This is a genomic window from Paenibacillus sp. Aloe-11, from assembly GCF_000245715.1.
Lineage (GTDB): Bacteria > Bacillota > Bacilli > Paenibacillales > Paenibacillaceae > Paenibacillus > Paenibacillus kribbensis.
In genome coordinates, this window is sequence record NZ_JH601066.1 from 98,651 (window position 1) to 122,359 (window position 23,709).

The following is a 23,709-nucleotide window of genomic DNA, read 5'->3' on the forward strand; positions in this document are numbered from 1 at the left end:
GACAGCCGTACCCGCATACGGGACACCAGGCGCAGCGCTGCATCATGTCCTACCAAACGCTCCAGATATTGAATGACAGCTTTACTAAAACCGAATGTTCGCACAAGCACAATCGGTACGTACACCATCAATATATTTTCCGGTTTTAGAGCCGAACGGGTAATCAGATGACCTGACGTAAAGAGCAGAGCGCCGGCACAACCAATCGCCAGTGCACCCAAAAGAGCAGCCGCTAGAAAGGCCCAGCAATATTGTCTCAAATAAGACAAGAACCAGCCTTGACCGCTATTGTCCGCCACTCTCATATCGTCCGCCCCCTATTGTCCGCCACTCTCATATCGTCCGCCCCCCTCTTCCGTCATTCCTGTCAGCAATCGGAAATATGCTCCCTTGCGTGCAACCAATTGCTTGTGAGTACCTGCTTCTTCGAGACGTCCTTGATTCATCATCCAGACACAATCCATATCCGGCATCCAATGGAGTCGATGGGTGGCAAGAAAGATTCGCTTATGCTGAAAAACGGACAAAATCGTCTGCTTCAACTCCCATTCCGTCTCAATATCCAGATGTGCCGTTGGCTCATCCAATAAAATGACCGGACGATTGCTCAGCAAGGCACGCGCCAAGGCAATCCGCTGCGCCTGTCCTCCACTCAGCGTCCGACCCGCTTCACCAATAGGCTCATCCAGCCCACCAGGAAGTCCATCCACCAGCTCGCGGAGTCCTACCGCGTCAATCGCCCATTCCACCTGCTCGTTCGATGCCTCCGGCTCATAGAAGCGGATATTATCCGCCAAAGAAGCGCTGAACAGATATGGATGCTGCGGAATATAGGCAATGTGCCGCTGCCATTCGGCTTTGGCATCAGCGGCTAAAGGGCATCCATTCAGGCTCAGTTCGCCCGCAGTCGGATCGGCAAAGCCGCCAAGCAAACTGAGCAGCGTTGTTTTGCCTGCGCCGCTGGCTCCGACGATGCCGATCCTATTCACGTGCGGCTCAATGCTTGCAGATACATGATCAAGCCTCGCCGAGCCGTCCTCATTGAGGAGGCACACATCCGACAGTCTCAGGGTTTCCTGTCCTGTGATAGCTAGACCATTACCATTGCCGCCATTACCACCATTTTTAGCATTAACCGCGCTGCCATGACCCGTGGAGACATCTGCGGAATCGGTATGTCGTTCATCTTTAGCCAGAATAGATCGCATCGCGCCCCAAGCCTCCTTGCCATCTAGCGAGGCGTGATAGTCTGATCCCAACTGACGGATCGGCATAAAATAATCCGGTGCCAAAATGAGTACCATAAGCGCTGCCTCCAGGCCCACCGATCCACTAATCAGGCGCAACCCCAAGCCTACCGCTACAAAAGCAACCGACAGCATACTAAAAAAGTCGAGAGCAAACGAGGAAAGAAATGCTACTCGCAGCGTGCGCATCGTTGCCGCCCGATACTGGTCACTGACCTTCCCGACGGTTTCCCCATGCTCTCGACTGCGGCCCAGGAATCGTAAGGTCTGTAGCCCACGCAGCGAATCCGTAAAATGATGCGACAGCAGACGATAGGAACGCCACTGCTTGTCTGCCTGCTTACGGGCCGCCAAGCCAAGCAAAATAAAGAAGCCCACCAGAATCGGCATCGTAGTCGTCAAAATGACACCTGAAATGACATCCAATGTGAAAACATATACAAGCACCAGTAAAGTTACAGCCAGCATATCTATCATACGAGGGATGGATAGCTCCAAATACGTACGAAAACGATCCACTCCGTCCAGCGCCAGCGTTACCAGCTTGCCGCTGCCTTCCTTCGCGGCAAACCCCGGCCCACGCTCGAACAAACGTGCAAGCAGACGCTCCCGCAAGGAAGCGCCTGATGCTTCGGCAAAACGGCCTGCTGTCCGGCGTTGCAGCCAGATCACCGTATGCCTTGCTGCAAAAGCCGCCAAAAACAGCGCCAGTGACGGCCAAGCCATCACCAGCGGATGTTGTTCAAATAAAATCGTCACCGCCTTCGCCAAAAAGGTCGCTTGCGCAATCACAGCGGCCCCCTGGAGAAGGGAAAGGGCGGCCAGCAGCAGCATGACTGGCCGAATGCCCTTTAATTCAAACCATGCTTTATCCATCTTATGGAAAACAAAATAGCTCCACGCCTGGTAGGCCAGCACAAAGGGTAAAAGCGTTGCTGCAACAATCGTCATGGCCTTCAGCGTGTAATGACTGGAGCTTGCATTATAAATCGTCAAATCAAATGCGCTGTTGATCGAACTCACCATAAATCTCGGGAACAAGCCGACGAATAATGAAACGAAGCTCAGCAAAATGATGGCACCCGTCATTCCGAAGGCCCAGCCTTCACGACGTTGCTTCAGGAAATACCATGCGAGCACATAGGCGATAATTCCGACCGCAACCGCAGCATACATAAAAGGACCACGACGTGCGAATAAGTCTGTTGCAAAATAAGTCCATACCACCATTCCGGCAAGTAAAATACCCAATACTGGCAGGATTTTGGACGCGATCACACGAGCGCGATCTCTCACCTCTCCAACTGTCCGCAGAGAAACAAACGTCAGTCCATGCATCAGGCACATCCCGACCACCGTCAGTCCAATCCATACCGTATATCCGTTGAACACATCGGAGAATCCCGCTTTTAAATCCATATTTTGCTGGATAGGCACACCTCTCACCAAAGCGGCAAAAGCCATGCCGAACAGCATCGGCGGCAGGAAGCTGCCTACTAGAATGCAAGCATCCCACGTGCCTGTCCACCACTTGCCTTCTGCCTTGCCACGGAATTCAAAGGAAACTCCACGCAAGATCAAACCTAGCAGGATGAACACAAATACCAGATAATATCCACTGAACATGGTCGCATAAAAATGCGGGAAAGCGGCAAACATCGCACCTGCCGCTGTAATCAGCCATACTTCATTGGCATCCCAAAACGGGCCAATCGTATTGATCATCAAACGTTTTTGCTGGTCATTACGCGGCACCAATCCTGTAGCCATCCCCACGCCAAAATCGAAGCCCTCCAGAAAGAAAAAGCCGGTAAACAGCACAGCAATCAACAAAAACCATAAATCATTTAACGACAATGGTGTCACCCCCTTGAGCAAATGGATCATGAATGACCGTATGCTGATGCGGCTCTATATCTGGACCTTTACGAGCTGTACGAGCAAACAGGAATGCCAGTACACCCGTTAAAACGAGATACAGCGTCGTAAATGCAATCAACGAGAACAGCACTTCTCCTGCTACAACGGTAGGTGAAACAGAATCCTTCGTTTGAAGCAAGCCAAACACCGTCCACGGCTGGCGGCCCATTTCGGTCATAATCCAGCCCGCAGTATTCCCGATGAATGGGAGCGATATCCCCCACAGCATCAGACGGAAGAACCAACGATGTGAGCCCTCCAGTTTTTTGCGAAAACTCAGGTAAGCTCCGTACAGAGCAAGTGCAATCATGGCACATCCCGCCGCAATCATAATGCGGAAGCTCCAGAAGGTAGTACGTACTGGTGGAATATAATCACCCGGACCATAGGTTTTTTCATACTGTGCCTGAAGCTCCTTCATACCAGGCACGGAGCCGGAAAACTTGCTATACGACAGAAAGCTCAGTGCAAACGGAACTTTAATCTCAAAGGTATTTTCCTGCTGATCAGGATCAATATCTGCTACAACCGTCCAAGGCGCCGGGTCACCACTGTTTTCCCATAAGGCTTCACTGGCAGCCATCTTCATGGGCTGTGTTTTGACCAAATATTGAGCCTGTCCATGACCAAACATAGGAATAGCAATGGCACTGATTAATGCAACAATAATGCTCAATTTAAAAGAAGGCTTAAAAAAGTCCATATTCTTTTTATGCATCAGCTTCCAGGCACTAATACCTGCTACGAGGAAAGCCCCGGTTGCAATGGCAGCAAATATGGTGTGAGGATACTCCCACAAAAGCTGCTCGTTCGTTAGCAGAGCAGCAAAATCCTGCATTTCTGCACGTCCATTTTCGATCCCATATCCTACGGGACGCTGCATGAATGAATTGGCAGCCAGAATCCACAAAGCCGAGAGCATCGTACCGATAGAAACCAGCCACATACAAATTAAATGGACACCCTTGGACAGCCTTTCCCAACCGAATACCCATAAGCCGATAAAGGTGGATTCCAGAAAAAATGCAAGCAGCGCTTCAATCGCCAGCGGCGTACCAAATACATCGCCGACAAAACGGGAAAAGTCGGACCAGTTCATCCCGAACTGAAATTCCTGCAAAATCCCGGTTACCACGCCTACTGCAAAGTTGATTAACAGAAACGTCCCCCAAAATTGAGCCATTTTTTTGTACAAATCATTTTTTTTGATTACATACATGGTCTCCATGATCGCCACCAACAATGACAATCCAATGGAGATCGGCACGTAAACAAAGTGAAGAATCGTAGTTGTCGCAAACTGCAATCGTGCCAATTCTAATACGTCCATGATGTTATTCCTCCCCCTGTGCTTCTCTTAAGAACCGCATGCTAAATTAGTTTCTGAAGCCAACATTCAAACTTTGTGATAATATTCACGTTATTGTATATGAATGGATCATTTTTTATCATGACCCGACTTCAGAATAACAACATTATATAGAATAGATTTGAATGAAATAGAATCGAAAGTGTGAACATCGTGTCAAAGTTGTGTCGTAACGATGGCAAATTTATGAATTCAGCTCAAATCCTCTAATGAGTGTGACATTTGCGATTGATCTACTTATTTTTTTCGCACAAAAAAAGTCTCTCTTCGTTCGGAGAATCTTCCTCCGACATCTAACAAGAGAGACTTCATAGAGTGAAACCAAGGGAATCGATTAACAGCCATCCTTCCCTCCGTCATTCTGAACCCGATTACGGTAGGAGGAAGGCGACATCCCAGCATACTTTTTGAATTTACTATGAAAATAATCAGCGTTCGCATACCCCACACGACCTGCTACCTGATGCACCTTAATTCCCTGTGCAAGCAATTCCCTGGCTCGCTCAATCCTTACTTTATCCAGGTAGGCATTAAAAGCCTCGCCGGTATGGCTTTTGAACAGTTTGCCCAAATAACCACTGTTGTAGTTGAACATGTCTGCCAATAACTCCAGCCGCAAATTTTCATCATAGTGACTATGTATGAAATCTACCATTTGCTTCATAATGATCTCCTTGTCGCCTGAATCAGTCTGACCTATCCATTGCAAAATATGCTCAACAGAGTGATCGACCAGCTCGCCCAGTGTAGACTGGGCATATACATCGGTAATCAAGCTGGAATGCTCCTCCAACACCGATCGGCTCTGATCCTGTCCAGTCGCATACTTATTGAGCGCCAATGTAAACGCCTGGGCAAATGCCGCCTTAATTGCAGCTTCCGTGCGATAAACCTGAGGAAATTGGACTTCCATTTCCTTTAATACACGCAGCGCCGCTTCCCGGCTTGCCATGTCCAGCGCATAGTACAGCTTTTCTGCATAACGCATGGGGTCTGCTGTTTTATTGGACGCCTCGTCCATATCGGCGTTCATCGCTTCCAATTGATGCAGATCACTGGAGAGCATCACCCTTTCCATCCCAAACAGAAAGGTACGCTCTAATAACCGCAGTGCCTGTTCAAAAGAGCTGGGAATATCGGTTAATTTCGCCACCGGATCACCAGCAGCCGCGTAAATCTCGGTTGCCCACGGCTTTAGCTCTTGTCGCCAGGCTGCCAGCAGCGCAGCAGCCTTTTCCTCCGTTCTCACCGTGGCAGGAAGCAGCAGGCCTGTGTAGATTCCGGCCTCAAACACCATGCCTCTGCCCTGCTCCCGGCACATCTCTGCCAGACGCTGTTTGGCTGCTGCTTGCCGGGCTTGCCGATCCCAGTCAGGTATCCGCAGATCCAGCAGAATAATCTGATAGCTGTCCCAATCCAAAGCCGGCAGTGTCAGATGCTGCCCGTGCTGTTCGGCTTGTCGAGTCCCTTCATCAAGAGGACTACCGAGTTCTATAGCATTGCGTTTAGCCCCATCCGCTTGAACCGGAAACAGCAGTGCTTCAATCCAATCACGCTCATGGTGAGAAGCACCTCCCCACTTGCCGTTTTCCTTTTCGTCCTCAATGCTTCGCCGTACCCGTTTCAGCTCTGTCGTCATCTCTTCCTCATCGACGGGCTTCAACAAATAACCATCCACTCCGAAGCCCATGGCTTGCCGGGCATAATCAAAGTCTGCATATCCGCTTAATATAAGAAAATGGAACGGCTCACTGTTCATTTCACGTATGCTCCGTATGACCTCCAGCCCACTCATGCCTGGCATACGAATATCGACAATAACCAGCTCCGGCTGGTGCTCTTCGAATTTTTCCAAAGCCTCGCGCCCGCTCCCTGCTGTATCTACAATCCGAAAGCCACAATCCCCCCAGTCAATGATGGAGGACAGTCCTTCTCGAATCGCAGGCTCATCATCCACAATCATCGCTTTATACATTCGAATCCTCCTCCTTGGGTATGGAAAAATATACAGTTGTTCCTGCCTGCAAAACGCTTTCAATATGCAAACCATAACGTTCGCCATACATCAACGTTAGACGTTGGTGGACATTACGCAGACCAATACTGCTCCCTTCCGGCTCATCTGTTCCCCTGATACGTGCCAGCAGGCGGGCCAGTTGCCCTGCTTCCATGCCGATTCCATCATCCGCTACTTTAATGTGGAGTTCTCGTTGCTCCATTGTGATATCTACTTTTACCGTGACCGGCTCTTCCTTATTTTCGAGGCCATGAATGACTGCATTTTCCACCAGCGGCTGTATGATTAAAGGCGGAATGGATAAGTCCTCAGCGTGCTCTTCCAGATTCACTTCATAAATCAAACGATTTCCGAATCGGAACTGCTGAATTTGCAAATAGGACCGCACCATATCCAGTTCCTGACGTACCGTCGTTGTACCGCTGCCAATCTCCAGATTCCGCCGCATCAGCTTGCCAAGCAAACGCACCGTCGTTGCAATTTCGGCTTCCCCGTTCAGATGTGCCTTCATTCGGATGGATTCCAGCGCATTAAACAGGAAGTGCGGATTAATTTGACTGGCCATCATTTTTAGCTTGATATCCTTTTGCGCCAGTTCGAGTCTGTTATTTTGCTCACTCGCTTCGTATACCTGCGTCATGAGTTGGCGGATGCTGGTCACCATATAGTTGAAACGGCGGGATAAATCCCCGATCTCGTCCCTTCCCTCCACACTTGACACCACATGGAAATCGCCTGAGGCTACTTTATCCAGTTCATAGCTCAACCGCTGCAGCCGTTTGGTAATGAGCCACGAAATGATGGTAATCAAAATCAGCGCCATGATCAGTACCGCAAGAACACATAATGCACCAATCAGGCTGACCCGGTTCGCCCCCTGCACGATATGTTCCGTTGAAAACACTGAAATAATGGTGAATCCGCTCACACTTGAGGTTGGCAGCAGCTCATCCACAATAATGTTCGAGGGCTTTCCGTTTATTTTGGCTTCATATATACCCTTACCCGCCCGCTGAACATCAAAGCCCAGATGTAAACCCGTCAACGTCTGCCCCACCGACTGCGGATTAGTTGCTGCAACCACAATCCCGTTGCGATCCGCAATCAGTGTTTCAAACTGCTCCTTGCTCAGCATATGATTCAGCTCCGTCTGACTCAGGGCTATCATCAAAACTCCCTTGGTATGGTATTCAGGAAACGGAATTTGCCGCACCAGACTCAAGCGATTAACTGGATTATCCTCCTTATCCTGAATATAAAACCAGTTAATCGCCGTCCCCTTCAAAGCCGTCTTGAACCATTCCTGACGCTCTATGCCGGAGTCCACTGGAATAAACTCCAGATTATTGACAAGCGTCGGATTGTACGAATAAAACCGGATGGTAGCAATTTCTCGATACTGCTGCACATACTCATTAAAATCCTTGTATTGATGATACGCATTCATTAGCTCAACCATGCCCGAATAACGACGGTTCGCCATTTCCTTCAGCCTTTTATCGAACATCAGTCCATTTGAAATATCTGTTGGCACACGCAGTAAATTTGCAGTCTGGCTCTTAATCTTTTCCACATTGTTTACCGTCTGGGCAATCGCACTGTCGAGTGCCTGCTGGCGCAAATAAAAAGTAACACAGCCGCCCACCACCAGCACCGGGATCATGACAATCAGCACATAGGAGAAGAGCAGCTTATTCCGCATACGCATATTGTTCATCAAATGCCTTACTCCACGATACATGCCATCCCCCCAATAAAATAAGCGCTTACATTTTCGTGTATATCTCACATCCTACATCGCAACGTATATGATTCCAGTTTAAAGCTTCGCAACATTTATATCCATATTTTCTTGAAAATTAAAAATGTGGCGAACGAAGTCACCACACTTTACCGATCATGAACTATTTACGCACAAAAGGTTCAATATGAACTCCCTGTGGAAGCTTATGCGGATCTTCCGGGTTGATGCGGTCATAGAACATAATACCGTCCAAATGGTCCATTTCATGCTGTACCACAATCGCTGCATAGCCTTTGAAGGTCAGTAGTTCCTGCGTTCCGTCCGGCAAATTGGCCTTAATGCGAATTTTTTCATAACGCGGCACATATCCGGGTATGTAACGATCCACTGACAAGCACCCTTCTCCCTGTTCCAAATAAATCATGGATGTGGAGTGGCTGACCAGCTTTGGATTAAACAGCGCATACTCTATCGTTTGGTCTCCATCCTCATAATAGATAGCGCACATTCTTTTATTCAGACCTACCTGGTTGGCGGATAGCCCCACACCCGGGCGCAGCTCATAGCGGGTGGCCAGCTCTTCATTTTGGCTATTTTTCAGATAATCCAGCATCCATTGCATCTGTTGAAGGTCCTCTTCAGACAGCGGCAGGCATACCGGATCAACCTTTGTACGCAAAATCGTTTCCCCTTCACGCACGATATCCTTGGTGAGAAGCATGTCCATCGATTGATTGCTCATTCGTCAGCCTCGATTCATTTAAATAAAATATATGATCATGTGATGTACTGCAAAAACTGGGGAATTCCCTAGTTTTCTGCAAGTTTTATCACATGAATTATATCTATTTCTGAAATGAATTGTCAAAATAAAGCGACGTTTGGAGTAGAATTTTGTGCAATAGCGGCCGCTACGCGGGCGGATCATTCTTCCGATCGCTGTTGCCCCCAGATTTCCCGATTATAATTTTCAAAGGTAGAAATCCAGGGGCAAAGGCGAACGCTAACGCTTCTTCAGAACGATTCCGCCCTCTTCGCTGCAGTTTTGGTTGCTGATCATGTCATTAACTATTCATCGCCTTAATTATTTATCACATGAAATGATTTCGTCCCTATATGAAAGAAAACAAAAACCTCCTCAATCAATTCAATGATCAGGAGGCTTTTGAAAATAACTTTCCCTACCTAAATTAAGACGGCTGCTCTAATTCCTCAGGTGCATCGTTAAACAGCCTCGCCTTGGGATTTGGCTGAGTCCAGGTATTATAATATTGGGAATTTTTTCCGTAGGAATTGTCAATGACCATATGCGGCATATCGAGCAGACAGGCCAGAATATGACCGTGCAGCCGTGAGGTACGAACCTCGCGGTAAGAACTGAACAGCGTGACCGCTTTGTTCATCAGATGGTCCGTGTATTTGTACCAAAAGGTACGCGTCGGCAAGGGTCCACCGATTTTTTTATTCAAACGGTAAAACTTTTGGAAGTAGACGATCCCCTTCACCTCCAGCGGAGTGAACAAAGTGTCCCAATCCAGACGATGGGCTGCATGGGCCTCGTCGTCAAATTTCTTTTGCCCCCCTACCGTTTCAATATCGGTACGCAGGAAGTACAGTACGTCCTTCACGGTTTCTGTAGTCGGCTTTAATGGCCAGAGTTGGTGTGCCATATCCGGACATAACGTGATGTTGCATTGATTCAGCTTGTCCTTGGCCCACTGATAAGAACGTGTGTCACGTACAAACATATGCAGATCAGGGTGGCCATTGAACAGGGCAGCGACCTCATCGGCCTTCTGTTCAGACTGAAAGTGGATCGTCTGCGGCATGATGACAATTCGGTGGTTAGGGAAATCGCGAACGATGCGTTCTCGCAAATTTTGATGATTTAAGTACAAATCGCCGAAATTGCCGCCGCCATGGCACACGATAATCCAGTCGCCCGGAATGTGAAGCTGATCGGGAATATCCATAGCGCTGTAACGGGCACGAACATGAATGCCATTATCCTTGAAGAACGCCTCGGTGCCTTTCATGATGAGTACATCCCCACCATTATTATAAACGGGATAGTCGACATAAATGATATTCGAGCCTTGAGGGACTACGTCGAGAATGACGCTCAGCTTATTTTTCAGTTTAGCCATGGGATGCGAATTCGGCATCTTTCAGTTCTCCCTTCCTGCGCTTCTTTTGTATGGTCTGAATGACAAACGTGATGTCACTTTTATCAAAAATGATCCGTGATAGCGGAACATTAAAAAACATAGGGAATGAAAACAATGAGAATGCCAGCCGTATACAAGCGCCTGCGAGCAAAGCAATGGCAATGCCGTCCAGACCGAAAATCGGTGTACAAATAAAAAACAGACCGACGGTGATCGCATAGGCTACAATTTGCCGGAACAATACAAGCCCCGGACGACCCAGCGCGTTGAAGGCTGAAGCCAGAATCCAGGAGCCGCCACCGATAATACATTCCAATGACAGCAGGTAGAACGTTAGCGATGCTTCCAGAAAAGCGGGCCCGTACAGCAAACCCAGCATATAGCGTCCAATGAAGAGAGCGGGCACAATGACGATCAGCATGGCAGCCATCGAGATGCGGAAAGCACGGCCGACTGTTTCGACAATTTTGCTGTGCTCCATCCCGGTTACCTTGGGAAAAGTGACGTTAGTGACGGCGTTTTGCACCACATTGAACACACGCGACAAGGCGTAGACAACAGAGTATAGACCGAAGGCTTTGGGAGACAGCAGCGCCACAATGACAATTTTGTCCGTTTGTGTGGACAGGGTCCCCATCAACTCCATCCCGTAGACCCTCGCTCCATAGCTATAATAAGGTCGGAGCACCTCGCGACGGGTAAACGGGCGAAAAGCACGTAAATTCATATGCTTTCTCAAACGGAGGAACGCCCACATCAGCGCAAGGAGACTTGCCGCAAAATTCACCGTCCCCGCCAGCTGGACATTGAGCAAGCCCATCAACCACAGTGTCACCAGGCCGATGAAGTTCAGCAACGGGTAGTAAAACAGCAGGCCGTTGTAGACGCTAAAGCGATCCAACCCTTGCGACAGAGCCGTCGTCAGTGCTGTAAGCACCGCGAGCGGTATCGCTGCGGCACAATAGAGCTGAGACAGCTGGATAATATCCGCCCCATAGCCACTAAGCCACACGGGCATGCATATCCAGGCCACAGCCCCAGCCAGCAAACTGGCAGGCATCTGAATCCACAGCGACAGCGACAGCAATTCTTCTGTCGTACCTGTTTTCTTCTTGATGTTATAAATGAGTGACGTGGGCAAGCCGAAGCTCAATACACTGCCGATCAGCGTTGGCCAAAACAGAACCGCTGCCAGTTCCCCTTTCCCCTCTACTCCGAGCATACGCGCGGTCAGGATGGAGGTCAGGGTCGTAACGATCAGTACAAAAAAATTGTTAAAGCTCGTACGCATGATCGTTTTGGCAAGACTGTCACCCGTGAATACTTTCCTTGCTGCTGTCCATGTGCTCATGTCACGTCCAACTCCCGTTCCTTATTAAACCCTCTTTTCTGCTCACATCGCGTCTTCCGCCGCACCTCCGTCAGCCTGCCGTTTTTTTGGAATTGCGTTCAGGCAGCTGCCCTCCGTCAAGAGGCTCCTTTTGACTTGAAAAGATCGCCTTCAGCGCTCTTCTGTAGCCTTGAATGGCAGCATGATTTTTCCGAGGTCTCTCTCTCAAAATCTGATATAATGTCGTCCAGTACAACGCTGCATAACCAATCGGTCCGGAACGCTCGTCCCGCAGCAGATGAATATGATTCATCACCCGCATATAAGTGACCTGCTCCATATTGTCGCGCGAGGACGGCGATTCGTGATGAAGCAGCGTGAGCGCTGGATTGATGTACAACGGGCCGTTTTTCATCGCAATACGCGAAAGCAACAGATCCTCGCCTACGCTATAGCTTTGCAGCCAGGGCACCGGCTCCAGACCTTGAATGGCCTCCCGGCGAAATGACATATTACACCCATGGAAAAACTCGGTTCGAAACGTCTTCTTCGCCTTATGCCAGTTGTACATCGAGCCGGACTGACCGCTGAGGGACAGCCTGCCCTTGGACAAAGACTGCTGAAATGACAGCAGGCAACGAATCGTCCCCATGAAGCTGTTGCTCATTCCCTGTGCAATGCCGCCGATACCAGCAGCTTGCGGATAAGTTTCATAAGTATGCATTAACTCATGCAAATAGTTGCTCGGTAGCTCCACATCATCGTCAAGGAACAAAATAACGTCACCCTGCGCAAGCTCAACCGTCTTCACACGCGATAACCATAAGCCCGGCTGCTCCTTGCGATGATATCGGTAAGCAATACCCGCTCTGCCCAGCTGTCGCTCATAACGCTCCAGCACATGCTTCGGCAGTTCTCCATCGTCGATAACCCACAGCTCGGTTTCACATCCCTCCGGTGCTCCGCCAATAGCAATTGAATTGATGCATCGGGTCAGATCGTCAATCCGATTTCGGGTGCACAGGGCAATGGACAAGCTTAACATCATACTCCCCCTTTATCCTGTAAATGTGTGTAGAACAGATTACTGAACCGCCGGGCCTAAATACTCGTTGTATTTTTGCTTGCGCGGGTTCAGAATGAACAACACCCCCTGCCTGTATCCGTCTGCGGCATTAAAATTGCGGCGCAGCGTTTCTTTGAGCATCAAGTAGGATAAGGTCCATAAAAGAGCTCCATACCGGATGGCCCCTGCCTTTTTCAGAGCGAGAAAATAATAGTGGTTGATCGCTGTAGCCTTGGCTACCTTGCCCGCCTTATCACGCGAGCTTGGAGATTCGTGATGGATGATAGTTAAATCGGGATTAATAACGAGCTTGCCGTAACGGCTCGCCAACTGGCACATGTACAGATCGTCAGCCACGGCATAACTGGTCATCCATGGATATGGCTTCATATCCCGCAGCGCATCCTTTCGAAATGACATATTGCAGCCATGAAAAAATTCGGTGTCAAATATCTCCGTTGCTTCGCTCCAACGCAGCAATGAACCTGCCAGACTGCTGGGTGAAAGTTTGCCGAGGGATGGGGACATCTGAAATGTCAAAACGCCCAGCAGCTTTCCTGCCCGGCTCGAATGTAGTCCCTTTGCAATCCCTCCAACACCCACAATTGTCTTATCCTGATCATAGGTATCGAGCAAGCGCCGGATATAGAGTTGATCGTCCAGCTCAGCATCATCGTCAAAATACAGCACGATATCATACCGCACGAGAGACAAGGCTTCATAGCGGGATAGCCAAACACCGGGACGAGTTTTTTTATGATACTTCAGAACGCCTTGGGGCAACCCGGATACCATGTCACGATATTGCTCGACCTGCCTGCCGGAAATATCACCGTCATCAACAATCAGCAATTCTACAGCCGTATGCTCCAGCTGCTGCTGTGCTACAATAGACTGTATACAGCGTGTCAGGTCTTCAATCCGGTTGCGGGTGCAAATGATGATGGAGACATCGGACATGCCATTACCTCCTGTGAGTATCCAGAAGCTTTGGAAGTGATATTCAATCTTTTTCCAATTGCTGGATTATATATGTTTATTGTATCTTTGACAGCGTTTTAGTGTATATACCTCTTTTGTATACTTTTTCAGTCACCAAAAGGGTAGATATACTCGAAAAAGGGCAAAAAAAAGAGGATCGGCTTCTAGCGCCAATCCTGATCTAACCTTGAAAGTCCAGAAACAACGTCGCATTCACATACCGGCGTGCCATGGACAAGAAATAACTGTTTTGCACCGCTACCGCTGCTACCAGCAACGTATTACGTACCGCCTCACGCTGGTTGGTAGTCAAATACGGTAAACGACTGGTGTATTGATCTGCCGCCTGAACCAGCAGTTCCTCTGTGGCACCTTCCTGACGCTGCTGTACTGTACTGAAATTCCCGTTTTCTTTTGAATGTCCGACTCCTGTCACATCCAGCAATTGATCTCCATTCGCATCCAGTTCCTCAAACAAAGTTGAATACGCGGCGTACAAATCCACTGGCTGAATCAGATCATCTGTATCATCTTCCGGCTGTTGGAACAGGATATGAAACAGCTGCCGGATGGATTCAAAATCAAGGCATGATTTTAAATCCTCCACAATGAGCAGAATGGCTGCCTGGTTGACCGAGTATTTTTTGCCGATCTTCGGAGCGCCGAGAAACTCCTTGAAATCACGTTTGACCCAATTTTGCATGGAGGCCAGCGAGACATGGCTATACTCGACCAATTGACCTAGAGAAACGATCTCCTGAAGCGAAAAGGCGGCGCTGTGCTTGCCCTTGATGATTTTATCCAGCACAGGCGTCACTTCCGTATACAAGAATGTCGGCATGGTACTGCCGGAACGACTATGAGTGCGTCTCCAGGCATCCTGAAGAACGGCCAAAGGCTGCAATTCGCGGCGGCCTTCCATGGCCAGCAGCAAATGGGCCATATCACGGCGAGTGAGGGTAAAAGACTCCATCTGCTTTCCTCCCTTTATCACATTTCAAGTTCATTTGAACTCATCATACGCTCTTGAACTAGGCTTGTAAAGTGAAGCAATGAGCCGTGCGGGTTCTTTTATGCCATGTTTTCCGTGCAAATTGGCGGCAAGCGACCTGCCACGATTCCATATGAACCTTGTATATTTTCTTTTAAGTTCTTACAATAAGTTCAAGTGAACTTAAAATGGAGTTCCTAAAAAATTGAACGAAAAAGGGATGAGTGAAGATTATATGGGTATAGGTGTCAGTCTATTTTTGTTTGCGGTGTTGATTTTATTTAGTGCTTTCTTCGTAGCTACCGAGTTTGCGATCATTAAAATCCGTTCCAGCCGGGTCGATCAGCTGGTAGCGGAAAACCGTAAAAATGCACTGGCGTTACAAAAGGTCGTCAATAATCTGGATGGCTACCTGTCCGCCTGTCAGCTTGGTATTACGATTACAGCTCTGGGACTCGGCTGGCTCGGTGAACCGACCGTGGTCAAATTGCTGGAGCCTCTCTTTCAACAGCTCAACATCAATGGGGATTTTTCACATATCCTGGCCTTTATTATTTCATTTATCATTGTAACTTACCTACACGTGGTGATCGGTGAACTGGCTCCCAAAACATTGGCTATCCGCAAAGCGGAGGCCATCAGCCTCTTAACCTCCCCCGTTATCGTGTGGTTTAACCGGATTATGTATCCGTTTATCTGGCTCCTGAACGGCTCGGCCAACCGTCTGGTTCGTCTGTTCGGTCTTCAGCCGGCAAGCGAACATGAAGAAGCGCATTCTCAGGAGGAAATTCAAATCATTTTGTCCGAAAGCGTGGAAAGTGGTAAGATCAATAACACCGAATATGGCTAACTGAATCGGATCTTTGCTTTTGACGAGACCGTTGCCAAGGAAATTATGGTGCCACGTACAGATATGGTATGCTTGTTTACGAATCGCTCACTGAAAGAAAACATGCTGACTATCCATGAAGAGCAGTATACCCGTTTTCCGGTGGCGACAGACAGCAAGGATCAGATCATCGGTATGATTAATACCAAGCAGCTGTTCCTTGAGTATGATCGCAATCCGGAGCTTGTTTTCGATAGTCTGATTCAGCCGATCTTGACCGTTCCCGAGGTTATGCCCGTTAACACGCTGCTGAAACGCATGCAGAAGGAGCAGGTTCATATCGCTCTTCTCGTCGATGAATACGGTGGAACCTCCGGTCTCATTACCATTGAGGACATTTTGGAGGAAATTGTTGGCGAAATCCGGGACGAATTTGACAAGGATGAACGGAAGGAAATTGAGAAACTGACGGAAAACAGTTATTTGATGGATGGTAAAGTATTGCTTTCCGATCTGAGTGATTTGACTGGCATGGCATTGGACGATGAAGACGTGGATACTGTCGGAGGGTGGGTGTATAGCCGGGTTCCAGAACCGAGACAGGGCAAGGAATTCATAGAAGATGATGTGAAATTTATCATTCGTGAAATGGGTAAAAATCGTATTCGTCGGGTGGAAATTATTTTACACCAGAAATCTCCGATATCGGAATTAGAAACGGAATCTGAATGACATATTTTAGGGCAAACGACTCAGGTCGTTTGCCCTGTACGCGTGTAAGGAGGAACTAGTAAAGTGGATATTTTATCATCTATTATTATGGGCATTATTGAAGGACTGACAGAGTTTTTGCCGGTCTCTTCGACGGGTCACATGATCCTGACAGCTGATCTGCTCGGGCTCAACACAGAGAATGATACGGTCAAAACGTTTGAGGTCATCGTGCAGCTAGGTGCTGTAATGGCGGTTGTCGTATTGTATTGGCGCAGATTCCTGAGTTTGTTTGATTTCAGACGCAGAACTTCATCCCAGCCACGCCTTAATCTGCTGCATATTATTTTGGCCATGATCCCTGCGGGGCTGATTGGCGTACTGTTCCGTGATGTAATCAAACAATACCTGTTTGGTCCTGAGACCGTTTTGTACAGCTTGGTTATCGGGGGCCTGCTGATGATCGCCGCTGAAAAATTCCATCCGCCTATTAAATCACAAACCATCGATGAAATTACGTACAAACAAGCATTTACGATTGGTTTGTTTCAGGTTCTGGCTCTATGGCCAGGCTTCTCCCGTTCAGGCTCAACCATGTCCGGGGGTTTATTCGCACGTGTGAGTCATACGGCAGCCGCAGAATTTACATTTCTGGTATCTGTTCCAGTCATGCTGGGCGCATCAGGCATTGATATGATCAAAAGTATGGATCATCTGTCCATGAGCGATTTTCCAGTGTTCGCGGCCGGCTTTATTACCGCATTTATCGTCGGGATGCTGGCGATCAAAACATTCCTCGGTCTGCTCAAACGCTTGAGCCTGACCTCATTCGCCATCTACCGCTTCGTACTGGCGGCTGTGTTCTTCTTCATTATTTTGTAAGCTATTATTTGTTGCTTTACATTCAAAAAGGGATATCCGCATGGCATAAATCATCTGCCATGGGATATCCCCTTTTTGATTACACTGAAACCATATTTACTAAAATGATACATACGTTCATTCCATGCTTGAAGCCTGCGTACAGATTATTGTTTGGATTCCAGCGTAGTCAGATACTCGGAAACTTGTGCTGGTGTTTTGGCGTATTTGCTGTGCAAATGAGCAATTTTTTCACCGTTGCGGAAAACAAGCAGGCTTGGAATGCCGCGCACCTGATTTTCCTCGGCAATCGGCTGGAATTTCTCGGCATCGAGCGCAAAGAAGCGTTTATCTGCGTTTTTCTCAATAATACCGTCCATGAATTTATCCAGTGTCTTGCAATCCGGACACCAGGTTGTATCAAATTTCACGACGGTCAGACCGTCACCGTTAATCAAATCCTGATATTGCTGCTGTGATTCAATGCGTTCCATGCGTGTGCCCCTCCTTAGGGTGTATTTATGAACCTCTCCATACTCAAATATGGATAATAAACCTGAGCTTATTCTTATATTGTAATGATTCTTTCATATATTGCAACTAGAGTGAGTACACGTTTACCATATCAGCGGTACTGTGCATCATAACGATTGGCCCGGCTGATTTGCTGCAGTGTCTGCCGCTCCTGTCCGGTTAGCGGCGGGATATCCGCTGCTGCGGTATTATGCTCCAATTGTGCCAATAGCTTGCACCCGGGATGACAGCAGCGACAGCCGGATGAGACAGGCTGTAACGGATAGCTGTCTGCCCCATGCTGCGATCTGCCCCTGCGAATGCCTTTAATTGCTTCCGCACGTCCAGCAGCTCCGCTTCCTCATAGTCCAGATAGCCCTTGGCTGCCTTTTGTTCCCCTCCATCAGCCAATACGCCGCTGGCGACAGGTCCGCGTGCAATCACGCTAATTCCCCGTTCCTGAAGCAAGGGAAGCACCTCCTCCTCTGCACGCCGGTCCAGCAAGCTATATTGGTTCATGACACTGACGATATTGGAACGTTGGGCATATTCTCGAATGACGTGAGGACGAATCGAAGAAATGCCATAATAGCGGATAACGCCCTCTCTTTTGAGCTGTTCAAAAGCCTCAATCGTTTCGTCCATTGGATCGTCAATCGTTCCCCCATGAAGCTGGTACAGGTCGATATAGTCCGTTCCAAGGCGGCGCAGGCTCTCTTTGACCGCAGACAGAATATATGGCTTGGACGGGTCCCATCCCCAGCCCTCCTGCCCAGGTATGCGCCGATTGCCAACCTTGGTTGCCAGGATGACATCCTGCCGTCGCCCATGGATCGCTGCACCGACAATTTCCTCATTGCGCCCGTGATGATACAGATCGGCTGTATCCAGCAGATTTACACCCCTATCTAACGCTTCATGTATCAGGTAAACCCCTTGCTGCTCCTCCGTGCCAATGGACATACATCCCAAGCCGATCGCGCCTACCAGCAAATCCGAAGAGCCCAGACGGTTTTTTTTCATGTATAGGTTCCCTCACTTTCATTAGCGTGTAACATCAAATTTTGAATATTACTCTATTATACGCAAAAAATAACCCTAAAGGGCATAGAGACTCCACGATCTCCAATCCTTTGGGGTTATTGTATAAAGTCCGTATTCCATTTGTGCTATCGGAACAACCATTTGATGGCCTCGAGGAATTGACGCTGGAAAAAATCCACTCGATGCACCGCATCCTCATCCAACACGAGAAGAACATCCTTTTCATCAAGCCCCTGTCCCAGTAGCGCTTCACGTGCCTGAAGGGTTAACGAAACCATATCTTTCTGCACATTCGTTTTCCCCTCACCTTCACGCGTCCCGACGGATACGTAAAATTGGTGTGTTCCAGCCGCTCCAGTTGCAAAAGAAGCAGACTGCATATAGCCGATCATGCCCGGATACCAATAGGAGCCTGAAATCGAGCCAATGCGCCCAAATACGTCCGCATATCGAAAAGCGGCATACATAGAAATCAATCCGCCCAGCGAGGCGCCGATGATTCCTGTATGCTCCAGTCCGGTTTGAACCGGAAATTCCGCCTCGACGTATGGCATGACTTGTGTCACTATAAATGCCAGATAAGCATCTCCACCCCCGCCAAAAGCAGGCCTTCCTTCTACTAAAGCTGCTGCCTGCCAAGGTGTATAATCATCCAGCCGATTCACGGGCTGAATGCCCACCAGCACGACAGGTGGGATCTCCCCCGTAATAAAACGCCGCTCCAGCTCATCCAGACTGCTTAGAAATAATGAGCTGCCATCCTGTACATACAGTACAGGAGACAGACCATTATGATCTACAGAGGCGGGAGGTGTATAGATGTGTAAAAGATAATCATCTAGTACAACATCATCTATATGCCCTCTCATTTCAACGCAGCGTCAATTTCCTTGATCATTTCAGACACAGACTCCAGGCCGTTGCCTGACAAGTACCAGTAGTTTGGATCAAGGTATACAATATGGCCGTTTTTATACGCATTCGTTTTCTTCACCAGTTCATTTTCAAGCGTTTGTTTGCCTGAAATCTGTTCCTTGCCTTCTTCTACCACCACAGCCCCGCGGTCAACGACAAAGATATAATCCGGATTTTTTTGCTGTACATATTCAAAAGACACCTTTTGTCCATGCGTGGATACTTTAATGTCAGGATCTACAGGTGTGATGCCAAAAGCATCATGAATGATGCCAAAGCGGGAATTAGGTCCGTATGCGCTCAGACTGCCTTCATTCGTCAATACAATCAGTCCTTTGGCCTTGCTCGCTACAGCCTTGTCGTGTACAGCCTTGATGGAGCTATCAATCGCAGCCAGTTCCTGTTTGGCAGCATCCTCTTTGTTAAAGATTTGAGCCAGTGTTTCAACATTTTTTTTGAAGGAATTTACATAATCCTTGGTGTCTACAGCGAGCGAAATGGTCGGTGCAATTTTGCTTAACTCCTTGTAGGCATCTGCCTGTCTGCCGCCAATAATAATCAATTCAGGAGACAAATCGCTGATTTTCTCGTAATCCGGTTCAAACAGCGTGCCAGCACTTGCATATTTGGAATCCTTATATTTGCTCAAATACGTAGGAAGATCCTGCTGTGCTACCGCCACAACGTCAACACCCAGCTTGTCCAGTGTATCCAGCGCGCCAAAGTCAAAAACGACGACGTTTTTCGGATTAACCTTGACCTTCACCGGGTTTTCATCCAGTGCATGCTTTACCTCAATGGTTTTGGCTTCGGTTGTTGCAGCAGAGGATGAGCCGTTGCCCGTCGTCTCCTGAGCAGCCGGAGCCGCTTTGCCGCAGGCTGATACGATCAGTACCAGTGCCAGCATTAGCGTGAGAAGCATCATATTTTTCTTCATTATTAATTCCTCCTAAGTGAAATACACACAAATTTTATGATCACCGATCTGTTGAATCGGAATATCCATATCGTACAAATCTTGTAATACCTGGCTGTCAATCATCTCATCGGCGGTTCCTTGCTTTAGCAGCTTGCCGTCCTTCATACCCACAATATAGTCCGAATAACAGGACGCAAAGTTGATGTCGTGAAGCACCACCAGAATCGTTTTGCCCAAATCATCCACCAGATTGCGCAGCGTCTTCATAATCTGAACCGAGTGCTTCATATCCAAATTGTTCAACGGCTCATCCAGCAGTATGTAGTCCGTGTCCTGAGCCAGAATCATGGCAATAAAAGCCCGCTGCCGCTGTCCGCCACTAAGCAAATGAATGTGCTTGTCCTTCATATCCTCCAGCCCCATATAAGCCAGGGACTGCTCCACCATTTTGCGATCCTCGCTGTTCAATCTTCCCTTGGAGTACGGAAAACGGCCGAAGCTCACCAGTTCCTTCACGGTTAGGCGGATATTCACATCATTCGTCTGTTTTAAAATAGATATCTTCCGCGCCAGCTCCTCGCTTTTGGTCACGCTCACCGCCTGCCCATCAATGAGGATTTCTCCTTCATCGCTGTCTGTCAGGCGACTGATCATCGACAACAAAGTGCTTTTCCCCGCGCCGTTGGGGCCAATAAAGGAGGTGATGGTGCCTTTCGGTACGGTGACAGATACCTGATCCACCACATTTTTATTCCCGTAGCGTTTGGATACGTTTTTGACTTCTACCATGATTTATTCTCCCGCAGCAAAAGATACAGGAAGTACACCCCCCCGATAAAGTTAATAATGACGCTGACCGTTGTCGTTAAGTCAAAAACACGCTCTGCCAGCAGCTGGCATCCAGCCAAGGCGATAACGCTGACCAGGATGGAGGCCGGAATAATATAACGATGCTGATAGGTTTTCATCACCTGGTAGGCTACATTCGCCACAATCAGCCCGAGAAACGTAATCGGCCCGACAAGCGCTGTAGAAATGGAGATAAGAATAGCTACGATAACCAGCAGCCTTTTGATGATAAAACCGTATGGAAGCCCCAGGTTAATCGCATGCTCCCGCCCAAGCGACAGCACATCCAGATACTTGATGAACCTCCATGCATAAGCGAATACAAGCACAAGGATCACCACAGATAGCCACAGCAGCTCAGTATTCACATTGCTGAAACTGGCAAAGCTTTTGTCCTGAATTTTGGCATACTCGTTCGGATCAATCAGCACTTCCATAAAGGTGGACAGGCTATTGAACAGCGTACCGAACACCAGACCAATCAGCAAAAGCACATAAATCCCGCGTCCGTCCTTGCGAAAAATTAATTTGTACAGCAGGCCCGCAAACAGCACCATCAAGCCCACGGACAACAAAAAATTCAACTCTCTGCTGGTCGAAATAAACGGCACCGAGCCAAACGCAAACACAATGGTCGTCTGAATCAGCATATACAGTGAATCCAGCCCGATAATACCCGGAGTCAAAATTTTGTTATTCGTGATCGTCTGGAAAATAACCGTTGCAAAAGCAATCGAGCCACCTGTCAGGATGAAGGCTGCGATCTTTTTCAATCGTCGCAGCAGCGCATAGTGCCAGGTATGCGGAAGATCTACAAACACAAAAGCAACAATCAGCAGCAGCGCGGCAGCAGCTAATATTCCGATTTTTAATTTAGGATTCATAGGCCCTTCTCCTCAACAGCAAATACAAGAACAGCGCGCTCCCGATCACACCCACGGTAAGCCCTACAGAGATTTCATACGGATAAATGATGACCCGTCCCAAAATATCGCAAAACAGCACAAAAATAGCGCCAAGAGTCGCTGTATGAGCCAGGCTTTTTTTCAGATGATCCCCCATGTACATGCTGACCAGATTGGGTACAACCAGCCCCAGAAAGGGAATCGTCCCCACGGTTAAGATGACAACAGAGGAAACCAAAGCCACAATCACCAGACCAACGTTGACGGTGCGCCTGTAATGTACGCCCAAATTTGCCGCAAAATCCTCGCCCATACCTGCAATTGTGAAACGATTCGCATAGATGTACGCCAGCACAACCAAAGGAACACTAAGGTACAGCATCTCGTAGCGACCGCTCATAATCAGAGAAAAATCTCCCTGCATCCACGAGGAAATGCTCTGGATCAGATTGTATTTATAAGCAAAGAAGGTCGTCACTGAATTCAAAATGCCCCCGAACATCAAACCAACCAGCGGGATAAATACCGGGTCTTTGAAACGAATCTTATCCAGTATTTTCATAAAAACAAGCGTCCCGGCAAGAGCAAAACTGAAGGCCGCCAGCATTTTCGTCCAAAATCCAGCCGCTCCAAACACCATAATCGCAATCAAGACACCCAAGCGTGCCGCATCCATCGTCCCTGCAGTAGTAGGCGATACAAACCGGTTCCGGGTAAGCTGCTGCATGATCAGCCCACAGATACTCATACTCGCTCCTGCGATAATAATGCTAATCAACCGTGGAAGTCTGCTAATCAGGAGCACCTGCGCCTGATCATTGGTTAAGCGGAACAAATCGAGTGGAGTTACATCATGAACACCGATAAAAACCGAGGCAAAGGCCAGTACCAGAAAAACCAGTATTAAATAACGCAATTTCATGTTCTAACCAAGGAGCCTGTTCTCCATAACCCTGTACCAAGCTTCGGCCCTGTCCTCCCTCCAATAATGATAATCATTATCAAAATGAACTAGCATAAATTATATCAGTCATCTCGTATCTGTCAAATTTTTTTGAAATGAATAAACCATGCAAAAAAAGCCGCCGGGGGCATCCCGACAGCTTGCTCTGTCTGAATTGAGAAGTTAAAAACGGGGGACCTGCGGCTTCCAGGTTCATGCCCAGCTTCTCTCCAACCTTCATCATCCGATGGTTGCTTGACCATCATGGCTTCACTACTGAACTCGCACCTTATTCGCGCCAGGCTGAATTTCGGGTGGAATAGGACATACGTAAGGCTGATCCCCGAGTCTGGCCCGTAAATCAGCCTGCGCCTGCGCTACCAGCTC

At 48.2% G+C, this 23,709-nt stretch carries 17 protein-coding genes and 4 pseudogenes; 2 read left to right on the forward strand and 19 right to left on the reverse strand.

The window, feature by feature from the left end; genetic code table 11:
• The 12 genes and pseudogenes from WG8_RS28900 to WG8_RS20740 form a co-directional block, all read right to left on the reverse strand.
• Nucleotides 1-305: pseudogene (locus WG8_RS28900) on the reverse strand (amino acid ABC transporter ATP-binding protein); the annotation flags it as partial.
• A 12-nt stretch (nt 306-317) separates the two neighbouring features.
• Nucleotides 318-2,123 carry a thiol reductant ABC exporter subunit CydD gene (gene cydD / locus WG8_RS20690; protein WP_043891307.1) on the reverse strand — a complete coding sequence of 602 codons (1,806 nt, stop codon included), beginning with the start codon at nt 2,121-2,123 and terminating at the stop codon, nt 318-320.
• Nucleotides 2,124-3,104 (reverse strand): annotated as a pseudogene (cydB, locus tag WG8_RS20695) (cytochrome d ubiquinol oxidase subunit II); the annotation flags it as partial. It lies immediately after the preceding gene.
• Complete coding sequence (locus WG8_RS20700; RefSeq protein WP_007432197.1) at nt 3,091-4,497, reverse strand: cytochrome ubiquinol oxidase subunit I; 1,407 nt, start codon at nt 4,495-4,497, stop codon at nt 3,091-3,093. The pseudogene cydB and the gene WG8_RS20700, both read right to left, overlap by 14 nt.
• A gap of 373 nt (nt 4,498-4,870) precedes the next feature.
• Nucleotides 4,871-6,511: a response regulator transcription factor gene (locus WG8_RS20705; protein WP_007432198.1), complete on the reverse strand. Its 1,641-nt coding sequence runs from the start codon at nt 6,509-6,511 to the stop codon at nt 4,871-4,873.
• Entirely contained in the window at nt 6,504-8,294 is a 1,791-nt protein-coding gene (locus WG8_RS20710) for a cache domain-containing sensor histidine kinase (RefSeq protein ID WP_007432199.1), read from the reverse strand. Before WG8_RS20710 ends, WG8_RS20705 begins: the two co-directional genes overlap by 8 nt.
• Nucleotides 8,295-8,457: 163 nt before the next feature.
• Nucleotides 8,458-9,039: a peptide deformylase gene (gene def, locus WG8_RS20715; protein WP_043891295.1), complete on the reverse strand. Its 582-nt coding sequence runs from the start codon at nt 9,037-9,039 to the stop codon at nt 8,458-8,460.
• Between the two features lie 448 nt (nt 9,040-9,487).
• Nucleotides 9,488-10,462, reverse strand: coding sequence for a polysaccharide pyruvyl transferase family protein (locus WG8_RS20720; protein ID WP_007432201.1), 975 nt, complete (start codon nt 10,460-10,462; stop codon nt 9,488-9,490).
• Nucleotides 10,437-11,816: a lipopolysaccharide biosynthesis protein gene (locus WG8_RS20725; protein WP_007432202.1), complete on the reverse strand. Its 1,380-nt coding sequence runs from the start codon at nt 11,814-11,816 to the stop codon at nt 10,437-10,439. The genes WG8_RS20720 and WG8_RS20725 overlap by 26 nt, the downstream gene beginning before the upstream one ends.
• A 70-nt stretch (nt 11,817-11,886) precedes the next feature.
• The gene (locus WG8_RS20730; protein ID WP_007432203.1) at nt 11,887-12,840 is read right to left on the reverse strand and encodes a glycosyltransferase family 2 protein; all 954 of its coding nucleotides are present in this window, start codon (nt 12,838-12,840) and stop codon (nt 11,887-11,889) included.
• A gap of 39 nt (nt 12,841-12,879) precedes the next feature.
• Nucleotides 12,880-13,821, reverse strand: a complete 942-nt coding sequence (locus tag WG8_RS20735; protein ID WP_007432204.1) for a glycosyltransferase family 2 protein — start codon at nt 13,819-13,821, stop codon at nt 12,880-12,882.
• A gap of 202 nt (nt 13,822-14,023) precedes the next feature.
• Nucleotides 14,024-14,815, reverse strand: coding sequence for a DUF1836 domain-containing protein (locus WG8_RS20740; RefSeq protein ID WP_007432205.1), 792 nt, complete (start codon nt 14,813-14,815; stop codon nt 14,024-14,026).
• A 253-nt stretch (nt 14,816-15,068) separates the two neighbouring features.
• On the opposite strand from WG8_RS20740, the pseudogene WG8_RS20745 reads away from it, so the two are divergent.
• Nucleotides 15,069-16,394, forward strand: a pseudogene (locus tag WG8_RS20745) (hemolysin family protein).
• A gap of 63 nt (nt 16,395-16,457) precedes the next feature.
• Nucleotides 16,458-17,255, forward strand: coding sequence for an undecaprenyl-diphosphate phosphatase (gene bacA / locus WG8_RS20750; protein WP_007432208.1), 798 nt, complete (start codon nt 16,458-16,460; stop codon nt 17,253-17,255).
• 146 nt (nt 17,256-17,401) lie between these two features.
• Here the strand turns inward: bacA and WG8_RS20755 are convergent, their stop codons facing one another.
• From WG8_RS20755 to WG8_RS20785, 7 genes and pseudogenes are all read right to left on the reverse strand, one after another.
• Nucleotides 17,402-17,728 carry a thioredoxin family protein gene (locus tag WG8_RS20755; RefSeq protein WP_007432209.1) on the reverse strand — a complete coding sequence of 109 codons (327 nt, stop codon included), beginning with the start codon at nt 17,726-17,728 and terminating at the stop codon, nt 17,402-17,404.
• Between the two features lie 131 nt (nt 17,729-17,859).
• Nucleotides 17,860-18,770, reverse strand: a pseudogene (locus tag WG8_RS20760) (aldo/keto reductase).
• Nucleotides 18,771-18,916: 146 nt separating this feature from the next.
• Complete coding sequence (locus WG8_RS20765) at nt 18,917-19,660, reverse strand: alpha/beta hydrolase (protein WP_007432211.1); 744 nt, start codon at nt 19,658-19,660, stop codon at nt 18,917-18,919.
• Entirely contained in the window at nt 19,657-20,643 is a 987-nt protein-coding gene (locus WG8_RS20770; RefSeq protein ID WP_007432212.1) for a siderophore ABC transporter substrate-binding protein, read from the reverse strand. Before WG8_RS20770 ends, WG8_RS20765 begins: the two co-directional genes overlap by 4 nt.
• Nucleotides 20,644-20,655: 12 nt before the next feature.
• Nucleotides 20,656-21,414 carry an iron ABC transporter ATP-binding protein gene (locus WG8_RS20775; RefSeq protein WP_007432213.1) on the reverse strand — a complete coding sequence of 253 codons (759 nt, stop codon included), beginning with the start codon at nt 21,412-21,414 and terminating at the stop codon, nt 20,656-20,658.
• Nucleotides 21,408-22,358, reverse strand: a complete 951-nt coding sequence (locus WG8_RS20780) for an iron chelate uptake ABC transporter family permease subunit (protein WP_007432214.1) — start codon at nt 22,356-22,358, stop codon at nt 21,408-21,410. Before WG8_RS20780 ends, WG8_RS20775 begins: the two co-directional genes overlap by 7 nt.
• Nucleotides 22,348-23,301 (reverse strand): ABC transporter permease, encoded by a 954-nt coding sequence (locus WG8_RS20785; RefSeq protein WP_007432215.1) that lies wholly within the window; start codon nt 23,299-23,301, stop codon nt 22,348-22,350. The genes WG8_RS20780 and WG8_RS20785 overlap by 11 nt, the downstream gene beginning before the upstream one ends.
• Nucleotides 23,302-23,709: the final 408 nt, after the last annotated feature.

Excerpts from the sequence above, each read along its gene's own strand:
- cydD (WP_043891307.1), bottom strand. The coding sequence starts at position 2,123 with ATGGATAAAGCATGGTTTGAATTAAAGGGCATTCGGCCAGTCATGCTG.
- WG8_RS20700 (WP_007432197.1), bottom strand. The coding sequence starts at position 4,497 with ATGGACGTATTAGAATTGGCACGATTGCAGTTTGCGACAACTACGATT.
- WG8_RS20705 (WP_007432198.1), bottom strand. The coding sequence starts at position 6,511 with ATGTATAAAGCGATGATTGTGGATGATGAGCCTGCGATTCGAGAAGGA.
- WG8_RS20710 (WP_007432199.1), bottom strand. The coding sequence starts at position 8,294 with ATGTATCGTGGAGTAAGGCATTTGATGAACAATATGCGTATGCGGAAT.
- def (WP_043891295.1), bottom strand. The coding sequence starts at position 9,039 with ATGAGCAATCAATCGATGGACATGCTTCTCACCAAGGATATCGTGCGT.
- WG8_RS20720 (WP_007432201.1), bottom strand. The coding sequence starts at position 10,462 with ATGCCGAATTCGCATCCCATGGCTAAACTGAAAAATAAGCTGAGCGTC.
- WG8_RS20725 (WP_007432202.1), bottom strand. The coding sequence starts at position 11,816 with ATGAGCACATGGACAGCAGCAAGGAAAGTATTCACGGGTGACAGTCTT.
- WG8_RS20730 (WP_007432203.1), bottom strand. The coding sequence starts at position 12,840 with ATGTTAAGCTTGTCCATTGCCCTGTGCACCCGAAATCGGATTGACGAT.
- WG8_RS20735 (WP_007432204.1), bottom strand. The coding sequence starts at position 13,821 with ATGTCCGATGTCTCCATCATCATTTGCACCCGCAACCGGATTGAAGAC.
- WG8_RS20740 (WP_007432205.1), bottom strand. The coding sequence starts at position 14,815 with ATGGAGTCTTTTACCCTCACTCGCCGTGATATGGCCCATTTGCTGCTG.
- WG8_RS20755 (WP_007432209.1), bottom strand. The coding sequence starts at position 17,728 with ATGGAACGCATTGAATCACAGCAGCAATATCAGGATTTGATTAACGGT.
- WG8_RS20765 (WP_007432211.1), bottom strand. The coding sequence starts at position 19,660 with ATGAGAGGGCATATAGATGATGTTGTACTAGATGATTATCTTTTACAC.
- WG8_RS20770 (WP_007432212.1), bottom strand. The coding sequence starts at position 20,643 with ATGAAGAAAAATATGATGCTTCTCACGCTAATGCTGGCACTGGTACTG.
- WG8_RS20775 (WP_007432213.1), bottom strand. The coding sequence starts at position 21,414 with ATGGTAGAAGTCAAAAACGTATCCAAACGCTACGGGAATAAAAATGTG.
- WG8_RS20780 (WP_007432214.1), bottom strand. The coding sequence starts at position 22,358 with ATGAATCCTAAATTAAAAATCGGAATATTAGCTGCTGCCGCGCTGCTG.
- WG8_RS20785 (WP_007432215.1), bottom strand. The coding sequence starts at position 23,301 with ATGAAATTGCGTTATTTAATACTGGTTTTTCTGGTACTGGCCTTTGCC.